Raw genomic sequence first — 20,308 nt, forward strand, 5'->3', positions numbered from 1 at the left:
GTTCTCCTTATAACTGGTAGGTGAAGCCGAGACGGAAACTGCGACCGGCTGAATTGAGGGTGGCGAGATGTGAGCGATAGCGCCGATCGGTCGCGTTGTCGATCCCGACAGTTACTGTCAGGCTTTGCATAAAGATCTGTTCTGGCTGGTAGCGCGCATAAAAATCCAACAGCGTGTAGCCAGCCGTAGGGGCCACCGCGCCGCCGTTTAGATCGGTAGGCGGCACGCGATCCTGGCGCCGGTAGTGATTGGCACGCGCACCCAAGCGCCACTGGTTGCTATCCCAGGCCAGATGTAACTTGAGCGCATCAGCCGGTATATTCAAAAGCGGACGGCCGTCAGACAAGGACTCTCCACGACTGTGCCCCAAGGCCACCTCAGCAAGTAGCTGGCCCTGTTCCAGGCTGCTTTCGACTTCCCAGCCGCTGATCCGGGCTTTGGGCAGGTTGACTGCGGTGGTCGTACCGTCGATAGAAATGGTGCCAAACACGCAACCCGGCGGCGGGTTCGGGCCAAGGCACGCGATGTTTAGCGTGTTTTCTTCCACGGTAACCAGGGTTTCGATAAAGTTCTCAATATCGTTTCGGTAAAGATTTGCCCTTAAACGCCAACGTCTGTCGGCACTGGCATTGTCACCGCTGAACACCACGCCCACTTCCTGATTGGCAGCAAGTTCGGGGCGCAATTCAGGGTTGGGTTGAAATTCATTACCTAGAAAATGAATGCCTGCGGCGTAATTTTCTAGCAGGTTGGGTGCGCGAAAAGCCTCGGTATAATTGGCATGAAGAGTCAGCCAGTCTGTTGCGAAAAAGCTTGCACCCAGGCGCGCGGTCGACTGGCTCTCGTGGATATCGGCGGCGGCATGGGTATTGGAATGACTTTTAAACTGGTCGTAGCGCAGAGCTGAAATCAGTGAGATGCGCTGTCCAAGATCAGCTTGATACTGAAAAAAGAGCCCCTGGATCTGCTGGCGAGCATCAGGAAACTGCGGGCGGGGCGCATTATTACGGCTGGCTTGAGAGGTGTCGCGATGATAATCCAGCCCGACCAGCCAGCGATGCCTTTCGTTGGCCTGCAATCGCAGTGTTAGATTTGCGCCTAGGGTATTGAAATCAATGGTGTCATGCCTGATTTCATCAATGCGATCTTCAGTAATGCCTGTACGGTTCTTGTAGGCGTTTATGTCGAGGCCATTGAGGTAGCCTCTATCGGGCTGATATCGATAGGCGATACTGGTGTTTACGCTGCGGTTTTCTTTGTTCAGTAGAGGGTTGCTATCGTCGACAGTTTTGGCCGCATTAGACGGCGATACATTGCGTTGGGTGCTTTCCAGAAAGAGGCCGCTTATGCGGTGATTGCTCTCGGGTGTATAGGATAGTTTTAACAGGGTGCTATCGAGCTGATCCGCTGTGTGGTCAATTCGTTGATTGCCGCCGTCGCGATAATCTTTGTTTTCCTGCTGACTCCGTTGCGCTATGACTCCAAAATCGACAAGGCTGGCATAGCCCATGACACTGTTGGTCCATTGATTACCTGCGCTTTCATAGCCACTGGTGTACCGAATACCGAACAATTCATCGGCAGCAAGCATATCGTCCGCGTTACGGGTTTGTACCGAAAGCACGCCGCCGATGGCGCCGCTACCATATTGCGCCGAGGCGGGGCCGCGCAGCATATCGACCCGTTTTATCAAACTTGGGTCGAGAACAAATCGACCGCGATGCCCGCCGTCGAAACTTTGGCGACTGCCGTCGATGGTATACAGCACTCGGCTGCCCCCAATACCGCGAACGACAACACTCTGCGCGCTGGAACGTGGGCCACCAGCTGTGTCGACGCCGACGAGATTTTCCAATACTTCGGCCATTGTAGAGGCCTGGTCATCACGAATCTGTATGGCCTCTACCACCGAGACCGCTTCCGGGAGTGCATCGAGGGCCATTTCGCTTCGGGTAGCGACGACAGTCAGTGTTTCGACTGGTCCGGCGCTTAAAGATCCGCCAAATAAAATAGGCAATGCAACAGCGGCGAAGCTGTGCAGGTATTTAATTACTACAGTACGCATCAATTTCTCCTGAAAGAAAAATCGACGGCGTGCTGGCTGGCAGGAGACGTATCTGCTGGCTGGCTGGCTAATCGAAAGTCTGGCGGGGGAGACGGTGCCAGAAACCGTTAAAATTAAAGATTCAGTATCAATTTTCCGTTGCGAGTTTCACGCAATCGGTAGCGCAGATCACCATGTTGAATAATGATTTCCTTGGTGTCGCCAAACAGGGTGTCCTTGTCATAGCATTTGGTACTCTCAGTAAACGGCCTGTATTTTGGTTCTGTTTTCTGTTCGGTCATGCCACTGTCCCTGAATGCATTTTATGCTAATGATAATCATTATCATTACAGAGTCAAGTATAATTGCCCGCACTTGTCCTGACAAAACATTCTTGTGTACTCTCAAGCTGATAACAATAAAGGTGCCGTTATGTACAGTTCCCTGTCTTCTTTGCTGGTTCGCAACACCCAGATTATTCCCGATAAAATCGCAACGCAGATGGATGAACGCCAGAAAAGCTGGCATGAATTTGGTGCTAGGGTAAAGCGTATTGCCGGGGCGTTGAAGGGTGAAGGTGTCAGGCCTGGCGATCGGGTTGGCATTCTGGCGATGAATTCTGATCGCTATTTCGAACTTATTTACGCCATCCCGTGGCTGGGTGCAGTCGCGGTGCCGATTAATATTCGGCTGGCGCCACCGGAAATTTCACACTGGATTACCGACTCCCAGATGGAGTACCTATTCGTCGATAGTTTCTTCAAAGACACAATCAACAGCCTACGTGATAAGTTGCCTCTAAAATCAGTCTGGGGTCTGGATGAGCAGGCTGCTGATAAAGGCGTCGATCACTTCGCCGCAGAGGGTCCAGCGCTGGAAGACTACTATAGCTCTGGTGATGATCTGGCCTTTCTAATGTATACCGGTGGTACTACAGGGCCTTCCAAAGGTGTCATGCTGAGCCATCGCAATCTGCTGAGTTCCTGCATGCAGGCTTTGCCGACACTGATTGATGTTAACTGGCCAGAAGAAAAGCGCTTTCTCCGGGTTGCCCCGATGTTCCATGTCGCCGATATGTATAACGGCTTCACCCAGACCATTCTAGGAGCAACCCATATTTTTCTGCCGTTTTTTGATCCGAAAGCGGTGCTGGATACCCTCCAGAAAGAGCGCGCAACCTATGTCATGCTGGTTCCGACCATGCTGGGAATGATGTTGCAGTTACCGGAATTTGAAAGTACGGATCTGCGTGACCTTAAGGCGATCGGTTATGGTGCCTCACCCATGCCTCAGGCAATCCTCGAGCGTGCGCAAAAAATACTTCCCCATGTCGAGTTTTTTCAGGCCTATGGTCAGACCGAAGCCGCGCCCATCATTTCTGTGCTCACCGCAAAAGACCACAGCCATCCGAGTGATCCAAAAATACTGCGCTCAGCCGGTCAGGTGATTCCCGGGGTTGAACTGCAAATACTTGATGATGAAGGTAGATCATTGCCGGAAGGCGAGGTGGGGGAAATTTGCGTACGTGGCGACAACGTCATGGGCGGCTATTGGCACCTGGAAGATAAAACGGCAGAAACCCTGAGAGGCGGCTGGCTGCATACCGGCGATGGCGGGTATCTGGAAAATGGCTACCTCTACGTGGTTGATCGAGTGAAGGACATGATTGTTTCGGGAGGGGAAAACGTTTATTCCTCGGAAGTAGAGCAGGCTATCTACAAACATCCAGCCGTAGAGCAGTGCGCAGTAATTGGGATACCCAGTGATCAATGGGGCGAGCAGGTGCATGCGATTGTTGTGCTTAAAGCCGAACAACAGGTTGCAGAGGCGGATCTTATTACGCATTGCAAAGCGTGGATCGCCAGTTATAAATGTCCGCGTTCCGTGGAGTTTCGCAAGGAGCCGCTGCCTTTGTCTGGTGTATCAAAAGTTCTCAAGAATGAACTGCGTAAGCCGTATTGGGAAGGGCGCGAGCGCGCCGTGAACTGAAGGTACTTTGCCCTTAACTGCATCCAGTTTAAGGGTTCCTTTCAAACAGCTGATCGTTTGGGCAGAGGAGTCACAACCCGTGCGTTTTCTGCCTTTGCGAGGCTGTCGATCGAAGTATAGATTTCGTAACGCTTGACTCTGTATCCAACTGCAGGCTTTTAACTCACGCTACTGCACCAATTTGGTTGTAGGCACTGTTTTAAGGAGCTGTGTATGGAACAAGCATGTCATGTTAATAAAGTGCAAAAGACCGAATCGTTAGCTACAAACAGTTTCGACTGGACGAGCACGAAAATCTGGCGACAATCGGCAAAGAATACTGGCTGGTGCTTGCTGGGCTGCGCTATCGGCGATTTCGGTACTATTTTGGCGTTTCAGGTTTACGCGCCGGGCTCCAACGCCATGCTGGTCATGGGGTTGGCAATGCTCAACGGCCTGTTGAGTAGTATTGCCCTAGAAGCCTTTATTCTCAGCCGCCAAATGACCCTGCGTTTGGCTTTGAAAACCGCGCTAGGCATGAGCCTGGTCAGTATGCTGGGTATGGAGTTTGCCATGAATGCGACCGATTACCTGCTGGTGGGAGAAGCAAAGTTGACCTGGTGGTCCGTTCTGCCAAGCCTTGCAGCGGGTTTTCTGGCCCCCTGGCCCTATAACTACTGGCGGCTGCGAAAATTGGGGAAGGCCTGCCACTAAGTGGGCGGCGGTGCTAAAATTAGTCGTGATGAGTACTAAACGTGTAGCGACAGTCATAATCTTTACCCTTCTGTTACAACAGGTTGGGACCGTTTGGGCTGCCACGCTACACGGCTTCCAGCACCTGTACAGCACGACCGCAGAGCCGGTAGTCGTTCCTGAAAAGACCGGTCATTGTGTCACCGAGCAGGGAGATTCAGCCCATGCGCTGCTTATGCAAGCTGAGGCTTCGGCAGACCCGGTCAGCGAGGAATGCTGCACGCTAGACTGTGAATGCTGTGTCGGGCATTGCCAGTCGGGTTTGACGACAATGCCGGCCCTTGCCAGTTTGTTGTCAGCGAGACACAGCCTGTTTTCCACGATTTCCCTACCACCGCGCACTGCTGCGAAAAGCCACTTTCGTCCTCCAATGTTTGCCTGATACAGGACCAGTCCGTCTGCGTTCTGCGTAGTAACTCGTGTTTTAACGATCGTTGTCGTTATCACAAACAGGCAAGAAAAGGAGTATCTCGTGAATTTTTCATCATTGCTTTCAAGGCGGCAATTTGTCACCGGCGCTGCCGCTGGAGCTGCACTTGCGGGTGTCGGATTACCTAGTATTCGCGTCCTCGCGAATCCACGTCCGCTGGTGCTTAGCGGCAACCATTTTGAATTATCCATTGGTTATCAAGCCGTGAATTTCACCGGACGCGAACGTACGGCGACTGCGGTCAATGGCAGTGTACCGGCACCGATCCTGCGTTGGAAAGAAGGCGAGCGCGTGAGTTTGAAGGTTACCAATCACCTGGCTCATGATAGTTCTATCCACTGGCATGGCATGATTCTGCCCACCGAGATGGACGGTGTGCCGGGGCTCAGTTTCGATGGTATTCAGCCTGGTGAAACCTATGAGTATCAATTTGATGTTAACCAAAGTGGCACCTACTGGTATCACTCTCACTCGGGTTGGCAGGAGCAGACTGGGCTCTATGGAGCCATTGTGATAGACCCGAAAGAGCCAGATCCAGTGGCCTACGATCGAGACTATGTTGTATTGCTCTCAGACTGGTCCGACTCAGCCCCAGAAGGCATATACGCCAATCTGAAAAAGATGAGTCACTACTATAATTTTCAGGAGAGAACGGCGGGAGACTTATGGCGCGATATCAGGGACAAGGGACTGGCTCGAACCTGGAATGAGCGCAAGATGTGGAACGTGATGCGGATGAGCCAGACCGATATCGCCGATGTTACTGGCCATACCTATACCTACTTGATGAATGGCGTGACGCCCGATCAAGGTTGGACGGGCCTGTTTAAACGCGGTGAGAAAGTACGCTTGCGTTTCATTAATGCAGCGGCGATGACGATATTCGATGTGCGGATACCGGAGTTGAAAATGACTGTGGTGGCCACTGACGGTCAGAATATCGAACCCGTCTCGGTCGACGAATTTCGTATCGGTGTTGCCGAAACCTACGATGTAATAGTAGAACCTAGTGACGACTCTGCTTATACGGTCTTTGCGCAAACCATTGATCGAACAGGTTATGCGCGCGGCACACTAACGCCCAACGTCGAGTGGCGCGCAGAGATCCCATCAATTGACTATACGCCCGTGCTGACGCATAGCGATATGGGAATGGGGCACAACATGAAGGGAGTTACCCCTAGTCAGGATAATGTTCATGGTAGGGGGCGGCACAGTGGCGGCATGGACCATAGTGGGCACGCTATGGGGGGCATGGAACATGATCATCACGGTATGCACGCCCGCCATATGACTGGTAAGCCAGCTCCTGCCGGTTACGGTAGCCGTGCTGACATCACCCATGCGGCGTCCGAGTACGGCCCCCATATTGATATGCGGTCCGATTCACCTCAAAACGGTTTGCACGACCCGGGCGTGGGCTTACGCGATCACGCCACCCGCTATGGCCGCAAGGTTCTAACCTATGGCGATATACGCAATCTATATCCCACACAAGATATGCGTGATCCGGCGCGGGAGATCCAGATTCACCTGACAGGCAATATGTCACGCTATATATGGTCGATGAATGGCATCAAACACGCCGATGCTGATCCGATTCGTCTGACATTCGGGGAGCGCCTTCGTATTACTTTGGTCAATGACACCATGATGACCCACCCCATCCACTTGCACGGTATGTGGAGTGAGCTCGAAACTGAAGATCCAAATCATATTCCAAGAAAACATACAATTATGGTGCAGCCGGGTTCCCGTATTAGCTATCTCGTCACCGCTGATGCGCTGGGGCGTTGGGCTTACCATTGCCATTTGATGTTTCACATGCCGGGAATGATGCGCGAAGTACGTGTCGAAGAAGGAGGGCGCTCAACATGAAGATACGTTTGGTGCACTCGTTGTGCATGCTGTCGTTATTTTCTGCCTCCGTGGCCTATGGTGGAGCTGGCGATGACCCTTTTCTCACCTCTGGCAAGCTGAGCCAGTTTGAAGTTCGTGACGAGGATGACCATGACTTGGTGGTGTTGGATGGCCAATTCTGGGCAGGCCACGACCTCAATAAATTCTGGCTGGCAGCCGAAGTAGAGCGAATCGGCGGTGAAACCGAGGAGTTTGAACTTCAAGCGCTGTATGGTCGAGCCATTTCTCCGTTCTGGAATCTTCTGGTGGGTGCGCGTAAGGACTTCAGTCCGGATCCAGAGCGGGAGTGGGGGGTGCTTGCGTTACATGGGGTGGCTCCCTACTACCTTGAAGTGGATGCGTCGCTGTTTTTAGGTGGCGCCGGGCGCACCAGTGTTCGTGTCGAGGCAGAATATGAGTTGCTGTTAACGCAGCGTCTGATTTTGTCGCCGGAAGTCGAGATTAACGCTTATGGCTTTAATGATGCGGAAACGGGAGCTGGTTCTGGTATTGGAGAAGCCGAAGTCGGGTTGCGTTTGCGCTACGAAATTTATCGTAAATTTGCACCTTATGTAGGTCTCAACTGGCATAAAAAACTAGGCCAGACTGCCGATTTCGCCCGGGCAAAAGGCAACGACATCGAAGACACCCAACTCGTTTTGGGTATCCGGGCTTGGTATTGAAACGGACAACATCACTGGGGCTGTCGAGCTAGGCGGAGCCTCTCCCGTTGATAATCCGGGCGAGAGGCCGCTCACAGCCCGGGCGCGTGGTCATAGGCGACAATCGTGGCCTCCATCATTGGGTGTATCGAGCTTGGAGATGGTGTTGTATTGAGATGTCGAGCCAACACATTTCAACACGAGCTACCTTTATCAAGGCCGGAGGCAGGTATCTATTTCGCTCGCTGATTAAGGCGTGCACGAAATTTTTCAGCGGTTTCCTTTCGTTCGGAATAGCGGTCAACCAGATAATCACTGCGGTCACGTGTTAACAGCGTGAATTTCATTAGCTCTTCCATGACATCGACAATACGATCATAGAACGATGACGGCTTCATGCGACCGTTTTCATCAAACTCAAGCCAGGCTTTGGGTACCGAAGACTGGTTCGGAATCGTGAGCATGCGCATCCATCGCCCCAAAATCCGCATCTGATTGACCGCATTAAAAGATTGCGAGCCGCCACAGACCTGCATGACCGCCAGGGTTTTTCCCTGCGTTGGACGAACACCCTGTAGAGCCAAGGGAATCCAGTCTATCTGTGCTTTCATGATGCCGGTCATAGCGCCATGCCGCTCTGGGCTACACCAGACCATGCCTTCACTCCATTGCGCTAGATTTCGCAGTTCCTGTACTTTGGGGTGGTCGTCGTTGGCATCATCGGGCAGTGGCAACCCCGACGGGTTAAAGGTTCGGGTTTCTGCGCCGAAAGTCGTCAGTATACGTGCGGCCTCCTCGGTCGCCAGCCGGCTGAAGGAGTGTTCGCGCAAAGATCCATAGAGAAGCAGTATGCGCGGTTTATGTGAGCTGAGTTCGGGCGTGAGCAACTGCACCCGATCAATGGGCTCCAGCAGATCAGCTTCGATATTCGGCATGTCTGTAAATGTCATCGGGCGGGCTCCTTGTCAAACCAGTGTCTGGTTCGGTTGGCAATGGCTACCAGGGTGAGCATGACGGGAACCTCCACCAGAACGCCGACAACGGTTGCCAGAGCAGCTCCCGACTGTAAACCAAATAGCGAAATCGCGACGGCCACTGCCAGCTCAAAAAAATTGGAGGTGCCAATCATGCAGGCTGGGGCGGCGATATTGTGGGGGAGTTTCAATGCCTTGGCAGCACCGTAAGCCAGCGCAAAGATACCGTATGTCTGAATTAACAGTGGGATGGCGATAAGCACGATCGCCAACGGTTTTGCCAGTATTGTCTCGGCTTGAAATCCAAACAACAGCACAACGGTTGCCAGTAGGCCAAGAATGGAAATCGGTTTGAGTGCTGTAAGAAAACGGTTTAGTCGTGAGTGGTCTTGCGCCGAGTCCAGTACTTTACGGGTCATTATGCCAGCCAGTAGGGGTATGACCACATACAGCACCACCGACAGGACCAGTGTATTCCAGGGCACAGTAATATCGTTAACACCCAGCAGGAAGGCTGCAATAGGTGCAAAGGCAAAGATCATGATCAGGTCGTTTACAGATACCTGTACCAAGGTGTAGTTCGCATCTCCCTTGGTCAGGTGGCTCCAGACAAAGACCATCGCTGTGCAGGGAGCTACACCCAGCAAAATCATGCCGGCGATATACTCATTGGCAGTCTGTGGATCGACAAGGTCGGCAAAGACCACCCGAAAAAACAGCCAACCCAAGGCTGCCATCGTAAAGGGCTTGATCAGCCAGTTGATCAGGAGCGTCAGTAACAAACCTTTCGGTTTTTCGCCAACGTTGCGGATTGAAGAAAAATCCACCTGAACCATCATTGGGTAGATCATCACCCAGATAAACATGGCGACGGGGATGTTTACGTGGGCGATTTCAAGGGAAGCAAAGTACTGAAATAGGCCCGGCGCAATATTGCCAAGCAATACGCCCGCCAGAATACACAGCCCAACCCAGACACTGAGGTAACGCTCAAACAGGCCCATGTAGTTACTCCTCTACGATGTCTGCTAATAGTGATTGCCGTTCAGTCGGAGAGCGATGCTCCAGCTCAAGGGAAAGCAGTCGGTTGACGCGCTTTGCTATGGTTTCCATTACAGCGGTAAAGCTGGCGCGCATTTCCGACTCACTGCCTGTCAGTTTTGACGGGTCGGGAAGTCCCCAGTGCACCTTAACGGTATCGCCGAACCACACCGGACATGCTTCGTTGGCGGCGTTATCACAGACGGTGACAACGATGTCGGGTTGTAGGTCTGCAAAGTCATCCCAAGACTGGCTTGTCAGCCCCGCGGTGGGAATACCGCGTTCGGTGAGGTACTTAAGCGTAAGAGGGTGCACTTCAGCAGCAGGCTGGCTGCCAGCACTGTATGCCTGAATCCGGCCCTGGGCCAAGTGGTTGGTAATGGCTTCACTCAGGATGCTGCGACAGCGGTTATGGGTGCATATATAGAGTATTTTCATCAGTTGCTACGCGTTATTGAGTTAACAGCATTGCGGTCGATTTTTCATCGCCGCAAGGTTCGCTTTAAAAGTTTTTAGCTGGGCCGCATTTCCTTCCGTGGCGGCATTGAGGATATCCCGGGCCCAGTAGGGAAGGGCGGGTGAGATTGCGTAGTAAACCCACTGTCCTCGGCGAGCATCGTCGAGTATTTCGCAGTTACGCAGCTGTGCCAGGTGGCGCGAGATTTTTGGCTGGCTATCCTCGAGTGCCGTTACCAGCTCACAGACACACAGTTCACCTTCCTGCTTTATCAATAGGGTTGCCGCCAGACGCGTTTCATCCGACAGGCACTTAAAAAATTGTGCAGGGCGTAGCATGGCAAATAACCTTTTTGGTTTGTTTGTGCTGCTGTGGGGTGTGGCCAAGCCCGGCATTATATATGGATATGCATATATGTAAATGGGGTGAATTTTGCATATCTAAGTAAACAAGGTGTCGGCGCGAGGGAACTCAGCAAGCGACATTCATCAGTGAGATAGATCCGGGAAGGCGGTTAGCAACGTAAGGTTCTTTCCTTTACAGTGATATTCATGGCTTTAAGAGAGAGAAAATAAATGATAACCGTTAACCACCTGGCCGTATCCCAATCTGATCGTATCGTCTGGATGTTGGAAGAGCTTGGGCTCCCATATCAGATCAACTGGTTTGACCGGGGCGACGATATGCTTGCCCCGCAGGCTTACCTGGAGTTGCACCCGGCAGGGATGGCGCCAGTGGTTTCTGATGGCGAGCGGTTGATGACCGAGTCGGCCGCCATTCTGGAGTATCTGAGTTATACCTACGGAGAGGGGCGATACAGCGTTCAGCATGACGATCCGGACTACGTGAATTATCTCTACTGGATGCACTTCAATAACAATGTTCAGTCAGTCTTTTTCCTTAAGATGGCGCTCGGAGGTGATTTTTCAGCTCACCCAGACAACGTGATTGCGAAAACGGCAGGGCGTCGCGAGCAGCGCTATTACCAGCATCTAAATGAACACCTGGCAGACCGAGAGTACTTAGCAGCGGGTCGTTTTACCTGTGCCGATATGATGGTTATGTTCAACCTGACCAGCTTGCCATTGTTCGGTGGCCGGGGCATCGATGATTTGCCCAATGTAGTACGGTATGTGGACGCGCTTTCCAGCCGACCCGCCTATCAAAAGGCGATGGCCATTGCCGGGCCAGCGGCGAAAAACGCGGGTTAGGATCTGACCCGTCAGAATGGCCGGGTTCGGGCGGGCATTGAGAACGAGAGCTATCTGATTTGCCCAAGCCGCATCGATATATACCTCGATATAGCTTGAATGGTCGGCTGAAGCCTGTCTTCAGCGGGTAAAAAGGTCGGAGGGCGAGGCCACGCCTCACCCTTTATTGTGCGTGTTATGAGCCTTTTCGCACCGTTTCAAATGTGCCGTGAAGTGACCAGCCATCTTTCAGGTCTCCGGCTACAGATAGGGCCACTTCCTTTGCCTCGATGATAAGGCAATTGCCAGGCTGCAGAACTTTGCTTTTATCATCGTATTCCACCTCAAGCGCCACCACATGGCGGGCATCTGGCAGGCAAAGCCGCACATCCCGTGCTTCTTTGAAATGGACAACTTCCACGTCAGATTGTGAGTTTACGGTAAATTCTCCAGGCTCCTGGTAAAGATGCTCAACGGCTTGCCGGAAGGTGCTCTCCGTCTCCACTTCAGCCAGTGCAGGTGCGGCAAGCATGGCTGACATACTGGTCGCTGCTATAGCCTTTCTGAATTTCATGCGTCCTCCTTTCGTAACATTTCTCCATAGTATGGCGCCGTCGCGCGTTAGCTACAGTGTTACGTGTTGAACGTACCGAGTTCAATGCGGGGGGTTGGAATATGTTAACTCGTTTGCACGCCGGACGATTCGATAGCGTGAATTTTTCGCAGGGAGGCTTAAGAGGGGGGGGGAAGACCACCCCGCGTGGTGATTTGCGGGGTGGTTAATGCAGAATCAGCCGTTGTTTTCGGCTTGAGCTGCCGGAGTTTCCGTAGCGGCTGGTGCGGCTGCAGCGGGTTTCTCGGCTTTGGCACGACGTTTACGGCGCTGGGTTGTTTGCGCAGCTTTCATCGCAGCTTTCTGCTTCTTGGCGATTTCACGCTGTGCCTTTTTGCGGGCAGCGGCGATCTGCTTGCTGGCCTTTGCTTCGATACGGGCTACGGCTTTCTCAGCTGCAGCGCTGATCTTTGCTTCGGCATTTGCCGATACGCGCGCAGCAGTTTGAGCCTTACCTAGCTTGTTTTTGGCGGCTTTTACGTCAGCGCGCAGAGCAGATACTTCTGCCTTTTGCTTGCGAACGGCGTCGCGTGCAGTGGCGGCGGCAACACGAGCTTTCTCAACAGCAGCCTTTTTGGCAGCAGATGGCTTGGCTTTGGCGGCATCACGCTTTGCCTTGAGGGCAGCAGCGGCTTTCGCCTGCCTGGTTTCTGCTGTGGCTACCTGGGCTTGCGCCTTGGCCAGTTTCGCCTCTACGGAAGCGACAGCCTTTTCCTGTTCGGCCACAAACTTGGCCAGAGGCGTGTTGGTCGCAGAGTTGACTGCGGTTTTTTTGGTTGCCGCTCGCTTAGCGGAAACTTTTCTAGCCGGTGCTTTTTTGGCAACAGCTTTTTTGGTGGCAACTTTTTTGGAAACAGCTTTCTTTGCAGGTGCTTTTTTCGTGCGGGGCATGATGACCGTCCTTATTGCATAAAAACCGCGCGCATTAAACAAGATTTGAACAAAAAATAAAAGTAATCCACGAACTTTGTATAAATAAAAAACAAATACTGAGTCAAACTGCACTTCAGCTGGATAGACTTACGGGCAGGCGATAACACGTGCTTGCTGGTAACCCCCCAGGAATAAAAACCTTGGACAGGTTTTCGCTCAGTATCCGGGGCTATCGCCCGTTAACCAAAGTGATCGCAAGGCTGGCTTATGGCAACCCAGGGCTATTTGGCAGGTTCCCGTTGTAAATACTTCGCGGGTACTTGGTAATTGGTAGCACCCAAGACGCGTTTTAGCTACAGCGGTTTTTCTTATTCCAAGAGCCGGCCTGTCGAACATACAACTGGTCCCTTGAATTAGGGAGGGTAGGCTATCTATAAGACTGCGCATTCAACTACAATCCGGCAGCAGATAAATGATTTAGCCAGGAGCATTGGTATGGGCAGCACGGATAATCGACCGGAAACCACCCCTGAACATCACAAGCCCTTGGGCTTCATTGAAGCCGTTACTCAGGCCTTTGCGCTGATTTTCGCTGTTCAGAACAAAACGGGGAGGAAGCGCTTGATGGATCTGGCGGAGCACAACCCCAAACCGGTTATCTTTGCGGGCCTGGTATCCACGGCTCTATTCTTCTCCTTTTGCTTTATTACGTCACAGTTTTTTATCTATCTACTGAGTAATTAACGTCTCGTTTCCCGCCTGCGGACAAGTTTCTTCGCTATCGGCGTTCTAACCGGAACGTGGGCCCCATTTTCTAGGCAACCGGGCGCTCATCTAACCACTGTATCTGCCTGCCATCAGCACGTCTTTTCGTACGCACTCTCTGTCTGTAGTTATACGTATACCCCCACCATAAGAACTCCGGCAAACAATACTTGATCTATACTACTGCTGTGGAGGTGTAGTTACGCGCCGCACCCTTAGGCTGCACACTCATAGGACTGGATACGGAATGCCTCATTTGCCAAGTAAAACAATGATTAATAGCCAGTTAACACGAGTTGTTATTGGTGCTCTTGCCCTACATACCTCCTTGATTTCTGCCCAGCCCAGCACTGTCGATCTAACGGGTTTGAGCCTTGAGGAGCTGATGAATATTGATGTTGTGTCGGTTTCCAAACAGCGAGAGCCCTTACAGCAGTCGGCCGCAGCGGTATTCGTGTTAGACGGCGAAACCATCCGCCGCTCAGGAATTACCTCTATCCCTGAGGCCTTGCGTCTTGTGCCAGGCGTGCAAGTGGCTCGTATAGACTCTCACACCTGGGCTATAACCGCCCGGGGCTTTAATTCGACGGTGGGTGACAAGCTCGAAGTGCTGATGGACGGACGTAGCCTGTATACCCCGTTTTTCTCCGGCGTATTCTGGGATGCTCAGGATACACTTCTCGAAGACATCGATCGTATCGAGGTCATTCGAGGCCCGGGAGCTGCGTTGTGGGGGGCCAACGCCGTGAATGGGGTGGTCAATATTGTTACTAAGTCAGCTGCTGAATCCCAAGGCGGTTTTCAGCAGCTCGGGGTTGGCGAATCTGAACGTTATGCGGCGTGGCGCTACGGGGGCAACCTGGGTAATGCGGGGCACTATCGAGCATACGCTAAGACCAATCACCATGACGCGGAAGAAATGCGGGGCTCGGCGGATGCCGATGACAAACGAAAGCATGAGCAGGCCGGATTTCGGATGGATTTTCAGCTCCCTGACAACGACCGGCTAACTGTCCAGGGCGATATATATCAGGGGCAGGTTAACAATGCTACCAATAATGAGCTAGAAGAAACCGAGGGCCATAATGTGATCGCTCGTTGGAGTCGGCAGCATGGGCAGCACTCTGCGACCGAAGTGCAGTTTTACTTTGACAAAACCTTTAGAACAAACGCTGAAACCTATTCAGAGGACAGAAAATCGTTCGACCTAGAATTAGAGCACCGTTTTCTCTTTTTAGATCAGCATGAAATTATCATCGGCGGCGGATATTACGTGACAAGAGATGATGTTAGGGGCATAAACCCAGTGATTTTGCGATTTACCCCAGCACGGCGTACCGACGAAACTTGGAATTTGTTTATCCAGGACCAGATTGACCTGATGTCCGACCAGCTGCGATTAACCTTCGGCGTAAAATACGAAAACAACGACTATACCGGGGATGAGGTTCAGCCAAGTATGCGGTTTAGCTACACGATTGACGATCGTAACACAGTATGGGGGGCGGTATCGCGGGCCGTTCGCATACCAAATAGGCTTGATCACAACTTGGTGGTTTTTAACGGTGTGCTGATTGGCGACTCGGCCTTTGAATCTGAAGAAGTCTTGGCGTATGAACTGGGATATCGTTCGATTGTCAGTAGTACATTTTCACTAGATGTCGCTATTTTCTATAATGAATACGATAAATTGCGTGGTTTTACCGATGATTTTCTGAGCCCCTCGACACTCCCCCCTTACAAGGTCTCAAATGAAGGGGAGGGTGTGTCTCAGGGTGGGGAGCTGGTGCTGCGTTGGCAGCCTAGCGAGAATCTGAATTTGCTTGTGAGCCAGTCCTATGTTGACCTTGATGTTGAGCGTTATACGGGAAGCAACGATGTCAACATCAGGGACAACGACGAAAATGATCCAACCTCGCAGACCTCTGTGATGATTGGCTGGGATATCAATAAGCAATGGTCGTCACAGTTGAATGCGCGATACGTTGGCGCTCTCGATGACCAGAAGGTTGATGCCTATACTGCTGTCGATTTGAGCCTGTTGTGGCGTATCACCAAGGACTTGGAGTTGGGGTTAATCGGCAAGAATTTGTTTGATCCGCAGCATGCTGAATTTGGTGGCGGCAATGAGATTCAGCGAACGGTTAACGCACAGGTAACCTGGCGGTTCTGAGTGAGAATTCAAGTCCGGCGCGGGTTATCGGTGCATTGTAAAGCGCTATTTCTTTCTGTGGTTATTTCGGTAACGGTAGGTCATGTACTCGCAGATAATAGTGACTTCGAATATCGTGTGAAATCGGCATTTCTGTATCATTTCTTCAAATTCGTCGAATGGCCCACTAGCCCGTCGACCACAGGGGAACGACTGATAATCTGCACAATAGGCAGCCCTCGGTTGCACGATAGCCTTCAGCAAACTCTTGTCGATAAATACATCCGTGGGCGGCCTATTGAACTAGAGATGATTGCCTCACCCGCTGAGGCTCAGGCCTGTAGTATCGTATTTCTTGGCTTTGACAATCCAGCTAAGCTCGATGAATGGGTGGGGCAACTATCGTCAGTCTCGGCACTGACAGTGAGTGATACCTACGGGTTTGCCGGCCGAGGTGGCATGATCGAATTCGTTGTCGTGAGCGGAAAAATCCGCTTCGACATCAACCACTCGGCGGCAAATCGACTGGATATTAACCTCAGCTCGAAGTTACTCACGCTGGCGCGCAAAGTTTATTAGGTGTGAATAGTGCGACGTACGATCTGGTATCGGGCAATGACCACAGGTAGCTTTTTGAGGCTGGCAAACTCACACGACCCACTTTCTGAATGACTGTTAGGTTTCGAGCAGACTGATAGCCCTAGATAAGACGGACGTTCAGGGCTACCAGTGGGATGCACGTCAACCGCGAGAACTATCCTCTAATCCGGGAGCAGGGCAATGCCAGCAATACAACTGCTAATTCAGGGCGCCAGTTGTGCCAGTTGTGTAGATAAGATTGAAACAGCGGCTAGTGCGGTTCCCGGAGTAACACGTGCTGAAGTGAATCTGGTTGATATGACTGTCAGTGTGACAGGCAATTGTCAGCCATCAGACCTGATCGCCGCGATCAAGAATGCGGGTTACAACGCAAAATGTATCGACGAAAGTGACGCCAATGTCCTAGCGGAAAAAGCGCTGGCAGACAAAGCCTATTATCAACGTCTTATCCGTAAGATGACGGCCGCGTTACTGCTTGGCGTCCCGATGATGATATATAGCGTAGCGGGCGGCGCCATGACCGTCGTCACACCGGGTGAACGTATTGCCTGGCTGATTGTCGGGCTATTGAGTCTTTTGGTCATATTTTATTCAGGCGGTCGCTTCTTTATTGGTGCCTGGAATGCCTTCAGGCACCACAACGCGAACATGGACACGCTTATAGCACTAGGCACCGGGGCGGCCTGGCTATACTCAATGGTTGTTGTGCTGGCACCACAGCTTGTTCCCGATATGGCGCGTCACTTGTATTTTGAAGCTACGACAATGATTATTGGCCTGGTTAATCTGGGGCTGGCGCTTGAGCTGAAAGCGCGTGGACAAACCTCTGAAGCCATTCAACGGCTGGTAGGATTAAAGGCTAAAAACGCGAGGGTTCGACGGGGCGATAAGGAATTGGATATTCCCATCGACCAAGTTGTTCCGGGGGATCTGGTAAGGGTGCGTCCCGGTGAAAAAATTCCGGTCGATGGCGACATTGTGGAAGGCAAGACGGCAATCGACGAATCCATGTTGACCGGCGAACCCATGCCGGTGACGAAAGGGGTAGGGGATGCGCTGGTAGCCGGTTGTATCAACAAAAGTGGATCAATTCTCTTTCAAGCCACTCGTGTCGGGGCAGATACAGCGCTTTACCGGATCATCGCTATGGTGAAACGCGCGCAGAACTCGAAACCACCTATTGGTCGCCTAGCCGATATTATTGCAGCCTATTTTGTTCCTTCGATCATGATCATCGCCGTAATGAGCGCGTTAGCTTGGCTTAATCTAGGGCCGGAACCTGCCGTGGCTTTTGCCGTTGTCTGCGCGACCTCTGTTCTGATCATCGCATGTCCCTGCGCCTTGGGTCTGGCGACGCCTATGTCTGTCATGGTCGGTGTTGGCAAAGCCGCGGAGGCGGGGGTGTTGATCCGCAACGGCGAGGCATTGCAGAGTGCATCAACGATCTCGCTAATGATTCTGGATAAAACCGGCACGATTACCCTTGGCGCCCCCACGGTTACTGATATTCTGCCAGCAGACACCTTCGATGAAGCCCAGATTCTTACTTTGGCAGCCTCTCTCGAATCCGGTTCAGAACACCCACTGGCGCAGGCGGTGGTCGAATCGGCTCAAGCAAAGGGATTGCCGGTCAACGGTGCTAAAAACTTCAAAGCCATTCCGGGCTGCGGAGCGCAGGCTGAGTCAAACGGCAAAGTGCTACTTTTCGGCAATGAAAAACTGATGAGAGATCACAGCATTGATTTGGGCGACTTTCCGCAAAAAGCACAAGCGCTTGCGGCCGAAGGTAAAACGCCAATGTATTTCTCGATCGATAATCGATTGGCGGCGATTATCGCTGTTGCTGACCCGATAAAGCCGGATTCCTTGGCTGCAATCAAACGACTACAGCGCACCGGTGTTCGCGTGATCATGCTTACCGGTGACAACCGTATTACGGCAGCTGCCGTTGCCCGAAAAGCGGGTATCACTGAATTCTTCGCTGAAGTTTTACCAGAAGATAAATCTAGGAAGGTTTCACAATTGCAGGCAGAAGGCGAAGTGGTGGGCATGACTGGTGATGGCATCAATGATGCGCCAGCGCTCGCAACGGCCAATGTAGGGTTCGCCATCGGCACAGGCACCGATGTGGCTATCGAGAGCGCCGATATCACACTGATGCGTGGATCATTACACGGACTTGCGGACGCGATAGCCGTGAGCCGGGCTACCATGCGCAATATAAAGCAGAATCTCTTCGGCGCCTTTATTTATAACGCCGCGGGTGTACCTTTCGCGGCAGGCGTATTCTACCCATTATTTGGCATGTTGCTGAGCCCTGTGGTTGCCGGTGCTGCGATGGCATTCTCGTCGCTCACCGTTGTGAGCAATGCAAACCGTTTGCGCTGGTTTTCAGTACAGAATGCCAGTAGCGAGGGCTGATCATGGTTTTCGTTAATCTGGTCGGCGTTGTGCTTATCGCATTGATTATTTGGTGGTTTTGGCTCTATAAGCCAAAAGCCATCGAGCTGAGCGAAGAGAATCTGGTGGTCACTGTTGAAAATGGCAGTTACAGTCCTTCGCATATTAAAGTGTCTGCAGGTAAGCCTGTACGGATAGCCTTTATACGCAAGGATCAGTCGCCTTGTGCGGAAACATTACTGATCCCCAGACTGGAGATAAGTGAAACCTTACCGCTTAATGAAGTGGTTTCCATACAGCTGCCGGGCTTACCGACCGGCGATTATGCTTTTCATTGCCAGATGCAGATGTATCGTGGCCAGCTGAGCGTAGAGTGATTGGTTAGGCAATTGAAATCAGGCGTACTGGCAGTGTGTCCAAAAAGAGGGAATCTTCACTGAGCGACTCCAGTCGCTGATGGTGGCTTCCCCAGTCTGGGCAAAACCAATTTTTTTTTGTTGTTGCAAGCTTGAAATGTCCGGTGTTTCTGCAACTTAGAAATGTCCTATTTTGTCATTTTGGTTACTTAGCCTGGAGGACAGCTGGATTCATGGATCGCTTAGCCGGTTCCTGTTGTCCTCGACGAGATGGCGCCTTTTTACTCCTCTGGATACTGCGCTTGCTCTGTTCTTCGCTCACAAACTTCAATACCGCGCCCAGACGCTTGTTTGAAACAATAGCGCCTTGATCAACATGCCGGACCTTATCAAAAGTGGAGAAGGGCAGTGAGATCCCCTCATAACGGATATCGATGGTTCCATCTGGATAATCCAGGACTCTGACCTTTTTTCTACGCAGATCCGTCGTGAGATCACACGGTGTGAGCAAATAAGTAACGCGGTCATATTGCAAGGTCAAACTGTTGCTGACGGTACGGCTTTCCTGCCACGTAAAGATATCCTCTAGATTCTCGTCTTCCCGCAGGTCACGATGCATATTGGTCTGGTTCAGGGGGGCTTTGCCGAAGCGCTTGTTAAACTCCTCAATGAACGTCGGCAGGAATTCATTTGCTTCTTCAATGGTATCGATCTCCTGTAGCCGGAGTTCTTTTACTAATCGATCCTGGAGCGTTTTATTCGCCCGCTCAACACGGCCTTTAGCCTGAGACGAGTTCGCACAGATAATGTCGATATTGAGTTCATGAAGGGCCCGGCTGAATTGCGTCATATTGTCGCCACCGGTGGCGCCTTGCTTATTTACGCGGAAAACACTGTGTTTATCGCTGTAGAACGCGATTGGCTTGCCATGCCGCTCCAGGTAGCGATGTGTTGATTTGAAGTAATCGAAGGTGGTCTCAGTGTCACAAAAACGCAGCTCCATCAGCCGGCCTGTGGCATCGTCAATGTAGACTAGCAACGTACAGCGCGGACCTCGATCTTCGAACCAAAGGTGGTCAGAACCGTCGATTTGAATCAGTTCACCGTAGCGTTCGCGGCGATGCCGAGGCT

At 51.9% G+C, this 20,308-nt stretch carries 20 protein-coding genes; 11 read left to right on the forward strand and 9 right to left on the reverse strand.

The genetic code is table 11. From position 1 onward, the window contains the following. Positions 1-7 precede the first annotated feature (7 nt). A complete protein-coding gene (locus tag AC222A_RS02775; protein ID WP_372798764.1) occupies positions 8-2,065 on the reverse strand; it encodes a TonB-dependent hemoglobin/transferrin/lactoferrin family receptor in 2,058 nt (685 codons plus the stop codon). 113 nt (positions 2,066-2,178) lie between these two features. After that, a complete protein-coding gene (gene hemP, locus AC222A_RS02780) occupies positions 2,179-2,346 on the reverse strand; it encodes a hemin uptake protein HemP (protein WP_372747544.1) in 168 nt (55 codons plus the stop codon). Positions 2,347-2,476: 130 nt separating this feature from the next. Here hemP and AC222A_RS02785 point away from each other — a divergent pair, with 130 nt between their 5' ends. The 5 genes from AC222A_RS02785 to AC222A_RS02805 all read left to right on the forward strand — a co-directional run bounded on the left by AC222A_RS02785 (position 2,477) and on the right by AC222A_RS02805 (position 7,777). Then, positions 2,477-4,033, forward strand: coding sequence for a long-chain-fatty-acid--CoA ligase (locus AC222A_RS02785; RefSeq protein ID WP_486774610.1), 1,557 nt, complete (start codon positions 2,477-2,479; stop codon positions 4,031-4,033). Positions 4,034-4,246: 213 nt separating this feature from the next. Next, positions 4,247-4,726 carry a DUF4396 domain-containing protein gene (locus AC222A_RS02790; protein WP_372750507.1) on the forward strand — a complete coding sequence of 160 codons (480 nt, stop codon included), beginning with the start codon at positions 4,247-4,249 and terminating at the stop codon, positions 4,724-4,726. Positions 4,727-4,754: 28 nt separating this feature from the next. After that, the gene (locus AC222A_RS02795; RefSeq protein ID WP_372810064.1) at positions 4,755-5,147 is read left to right on the forward strand and encodes a hypothetical protein; all 393 of its coding nucleotides are present in this window, start codon (positions 4,755-4,757) and stop codon (positions 5,145-5,147) included. Between the two features lie 90 nt (positions 5,148-5,237). Continuing rightward, positions 5,238-7,073 carry a copper resistance system multicopper oxidase gene (locus AC222A_RS02800; RefSeq protein ID WP_372759126.1) on the forward strand — a complete coding sequence of 612 codons (1,836 nt, stop codon included), beginning with the start codon at positions 5,238-5,240 and terminating at the stop codon, positions 7,071-7,073. Beyond that, a complete protein-coding gene (locus tag AC222A_RS02805; protein WP_372764625.1) occupies positions 7,070-7,777 on the forward strand; it encodes a copper resistance protein B in 708 nt (235 codons plus the stop codon). Before AC222A_RS02800 ends, AC222A_RS02805 begins: the two co-directional genes overlap by 4 nt. Positions 7,778-7,989: 212 nt before the next feature. Here AC222A_RS02805 and arsH read toward each other — a convergent pair whose 3' ends face one another. Genes arsH through AC222A_RS02825 form a run of 4 tightly spaced genes read right to left on the reverse strand, consistent with a single transcriptional unit; the run spans position 7,990 to position 10,566 of the window. Beyond that, complete coding sequence (gene arsH, locus AC222A_RS02810) at positions 7,990-8,706, reverse strand: arsenical resistance protein ArsH (protein WP_372749218.1); 717 nt, start codon at positions 8,704-8,706, stop codon at positions 7,990-7,992. Further along, positions 8,703-9,734, reverse strand: coding sequence for an ACR3 family arsenite efflux transporter (gene arsB / locus AC222A_RS02815; protein WP_372749219.1), 1,032 nt, complete (start codon positions 9,732-9,734; stop codon positions 8,703-8,705). Before arsB ends, arsH begins: the two co-directional genes overlap by 4 nt. Before the next feature lie 4 nt (positions 9,735-9,738). After that, positions 9,739-10,209 carry an arsenate reductase ArsC gene (locus tag AC222A_RS02820; protein WP_372749220.1) on the reverse strand — a complete coding sequence of 157 codons (471 nt, stop codon included), beginning with the start codon at positions 10,207-10,209 and terminating at the stop codon, positions 9,739-9,741. Positions 10,210-10,230: 21 nt separating this feature from the next. After that, positions 10,231-10,566 carry a metalloregulator ArsR/SmtB family transcription factor gene (locus AC222A_RS02825; protein WP_372749221.1) on the reverse strand — a complete coding sequence of 112 codons (336 nt, stop codon included), beginning with the start codon at positions 10,564-10,566 and terminating at the stop codon, positions 10,231-10,233. 237 nt (positions 10,567-10,803) lie between these two features. Here AC222A_RS02825 and AC222A_RS02830 point away from each other — a divergent pair, with 237 nt between their 5' ends. Beyond that, positions 10,804-11,439, forward strand: coding sequence for a glutathione S-transferase family protein (locus tag AC222A_RS02830; RefSeq protein ID WP_372759879.1), 636 nt, complete (start codon positions 10,804-10,806; stop codon positions 11,437-11,439). Positions 11,440-11,614: 175 nt separating this feature from the next. Here the strand turns inward: AC222A_RS02830 and AC222A_RS02835 are convergent, their stop codons facing one another. Both AC222A_RS02835 and AC222A_RS02840 read right to left on the reverse strand, forming a co-directional pair. Continuing rightward, on the reverse strand, positions 11,615-11,992 hold the full coding sequence (locus tag AC222A_RS02835; RefSeq protein WP_372759877.1) for a hypothetical protein: 378 nt from the start codon (positions 11,990-11,992) through the stop codon (positions 11,615-11,617). Positions 11,993-12,208: 216 nt separating this feature from the next. Next, a complete protein-coding gene (locus AC222A_RS02840; RefSeq protein ID WP_372782568.1) occupies positions 12,209-12,922 on the reverse strand; it encodes a histone H1 in 714 nt (237 codons plus the stop codon). 477 nt (positions 12,923-13,399) lie between these two features. Here AC222A_RS02840 and AC222A_RS02845 point away from each other — a divergent pair, with 477 nt between their 5' ends. From AC222A_RS02845 to AC222A_RS02865, 5 genes are all read left to right on the forward strand, one after another. Beyond that, positions 13,400-13,648 carry a hypothetical protein gene (locus AC222A_RS02845; RefSeq protein WP_372748796.1) on the forward strand — a complete coding sequence of 83 codons (249 nt, stop codon included), beginning with the start codon at positions 13,400-13,402 and terminating at the stop codon, positions 13,646-13,648. Between the two features lie 268 nt (positions 13,649-13,916). Further along, entirely contained in the window at positions 13,917-15,842 is a 1,926-nt protein-coding gene (locus AC222A_RS02850; RefSeq protein WP_372782566.1) for a TOL_0244 family TonB-dependent receptor, read from the forward strand. A gap of 117 nt (positions 15,843-15,959) precedes the next feature. Continuing rightward, positions 15,960-16,400: a YfiR family protein gene (locus tag AC222A_RS02855; protein WP_486774611.1), complete on the forward strand. Its 441-nt coding sequence runs from the start codon at positions 15,960-15,962 to the stop codon at positions 16,398-16,400. A gap of 201 nt (positions 16,401-16,601) precedes the next feature. Then, positions 16,602-18,842: a heavy metal translocating P-type ATPase gene (locus tag AC222A_RS02860; protein WP_372748793.1), complete on the forward strand. Its 2,241-nt coding sequence runs from the start codon at positions 16,602-16,604 to the stop codon at positions 18,840-18,842. Between the two features lie 2 nt (positions 18,843-18,844). Continuing rightward, the gene (locus AC222A_RS02865; protein ID WP_372748792.1) at positions 18,845-19,198 is read left to right on the forward strand and encodes a cupredoxin domain-containing protein; all 354 of its coding nucleotides are present in this window, start codon (positions 18,845-18,847) and stop codon (positions 19,196-19,198) included. A 184-nt stretch (positions 19,199-19,382) separates the two neighbouring features. Here AC222A_RS02865 and AC222A_RS02870 read toward each other — a convergent pair. Further along, on the reverse strand, positions 19,383-20,308 hold a 926-nt coding region (locus AC222A_RS02870; protein ID WP_486774612.1), incomplete at its 5' end, for an ISNCY family transposase.

It is taken from the genome of Litorivivens sp. (assembly GCF_057445395.1).

Bases quoted from the DNA above. Each gene is read 5' to 3' on its own strand.
- arsB (WP_372749219.1), bottom strand. From the start codon at position 9,734: ATGGGCCTGTTTGAGCGTTACCTCAGTGTCTGGGTTGGGCTGTGTATT.
- AC222A_RS02775 (WP_372798764.1), bottom strand. From the start codon at position 2,065: ATGCGTACTGTAGTAATTAAATACCTGCACAGCTTCGCCGCTGTTGCA.
- AC222A_RS02820 (WP_372749220.1), bottom strand. From the start codon at position 10,209: ATGAAAATACTCTATATATGCACCCATAACCGCTGTCGCAGCATCCTG.
- AC222A_RS02830 (WP_372759879.1), top strand. From the start codon at position 10,804: ATGATAACCGTTAACCACCTGGCCGTATCCCAATCTGATCGTATCGTC.
- AC222A_RS02790 (WP_372750507.1), top strand. From the start codon at position 4,247: ATGGAACAAGCATGTCATGTTAATAAAGTGCAAAAGACCGAATCGTTA.
- AC222A_RS02865 (WP_372748792.1), top strand. From the start codon at position 18,845: ATGGTTTTCGTTAATCTGGTCGGCGTTGTGCTTATCGCATTGATTATT.
- AC222A_RS02795 (WP_372810064.1), top strand. From the start codon at position 4,755: ATGAGTACTAAACGTGTAGCGACAGTCATAATCTTTACCCTTCTGTTA.
- AC222A_RS02845 (WP_372748796.1), top strand. From the start codon at position 13,400: ATGGGCAGCACGGATAATCGACCGGAAACCACCCCTGAACATCACAAG.
- AC222A_RS02825 (WP_372749221.1), bottom strand. From the start codon at position 10,566: ATGCTACGCCCTGCACAATTTTTTAAGTGCCTGTCGGATGAAACGCGT.
- AC222A_RS02860 (WP_372748793.1), top strand. From the start codon at position 16,602: ATGCCAGCAATACAACTGCTAATTCAGGGCGCCAGTTGTGCCAGTTGT.
- AC222A_RS02785 (WP_486774610.1), top strand. From the start codon at position 2,477: ATGTACAGTTCCCTGTCTTCTTTGCTGGTTCGCAACACCCAGATTATT.
- AC222A_RS02840 (WP_372782568.1), bottom strand. From the start codon at position 12,922: ATGCCCCGCACGAAAAAAGCACCTGCAAAGAAAGCTGTTTCCAAAAAA.
- arsH (WP_372749218.1), bottom strand. From the start codon at position 8,706: ATGACATTTACAGACATGCCGAATATCGAAGCTGATCTGCTGGAGCCC.
- AC222A_RS02850 (WP_372782566.1), top strand. From the start codon at position 13,917: ATGCCTCATTTGCCAAGTAAAACAATGATTAATAGCCAGTTAACACGA.
- AC222A_RS02835 (WP_372759877.1), bottom strand. From the start codon at position 11,992: ATGAAATTCAGAAAGGCTATAGCAGCGACCAGTATGTCAGCCATGCTT.
- hemP (WP_372747544.1), bottom strand. From the start codon at position 2,346: ATGACCGAACAGAAAACAGAACCAAAATACAGGCCGTTTACTGAGAGT.
- AC222A_RS02805 (WP_372764625.1), top strand. From the start codon at position 7,070: ATGAAGATACGTTTGGTGCACTCGTTGTGCATGCTGTCGTTATTTTCT.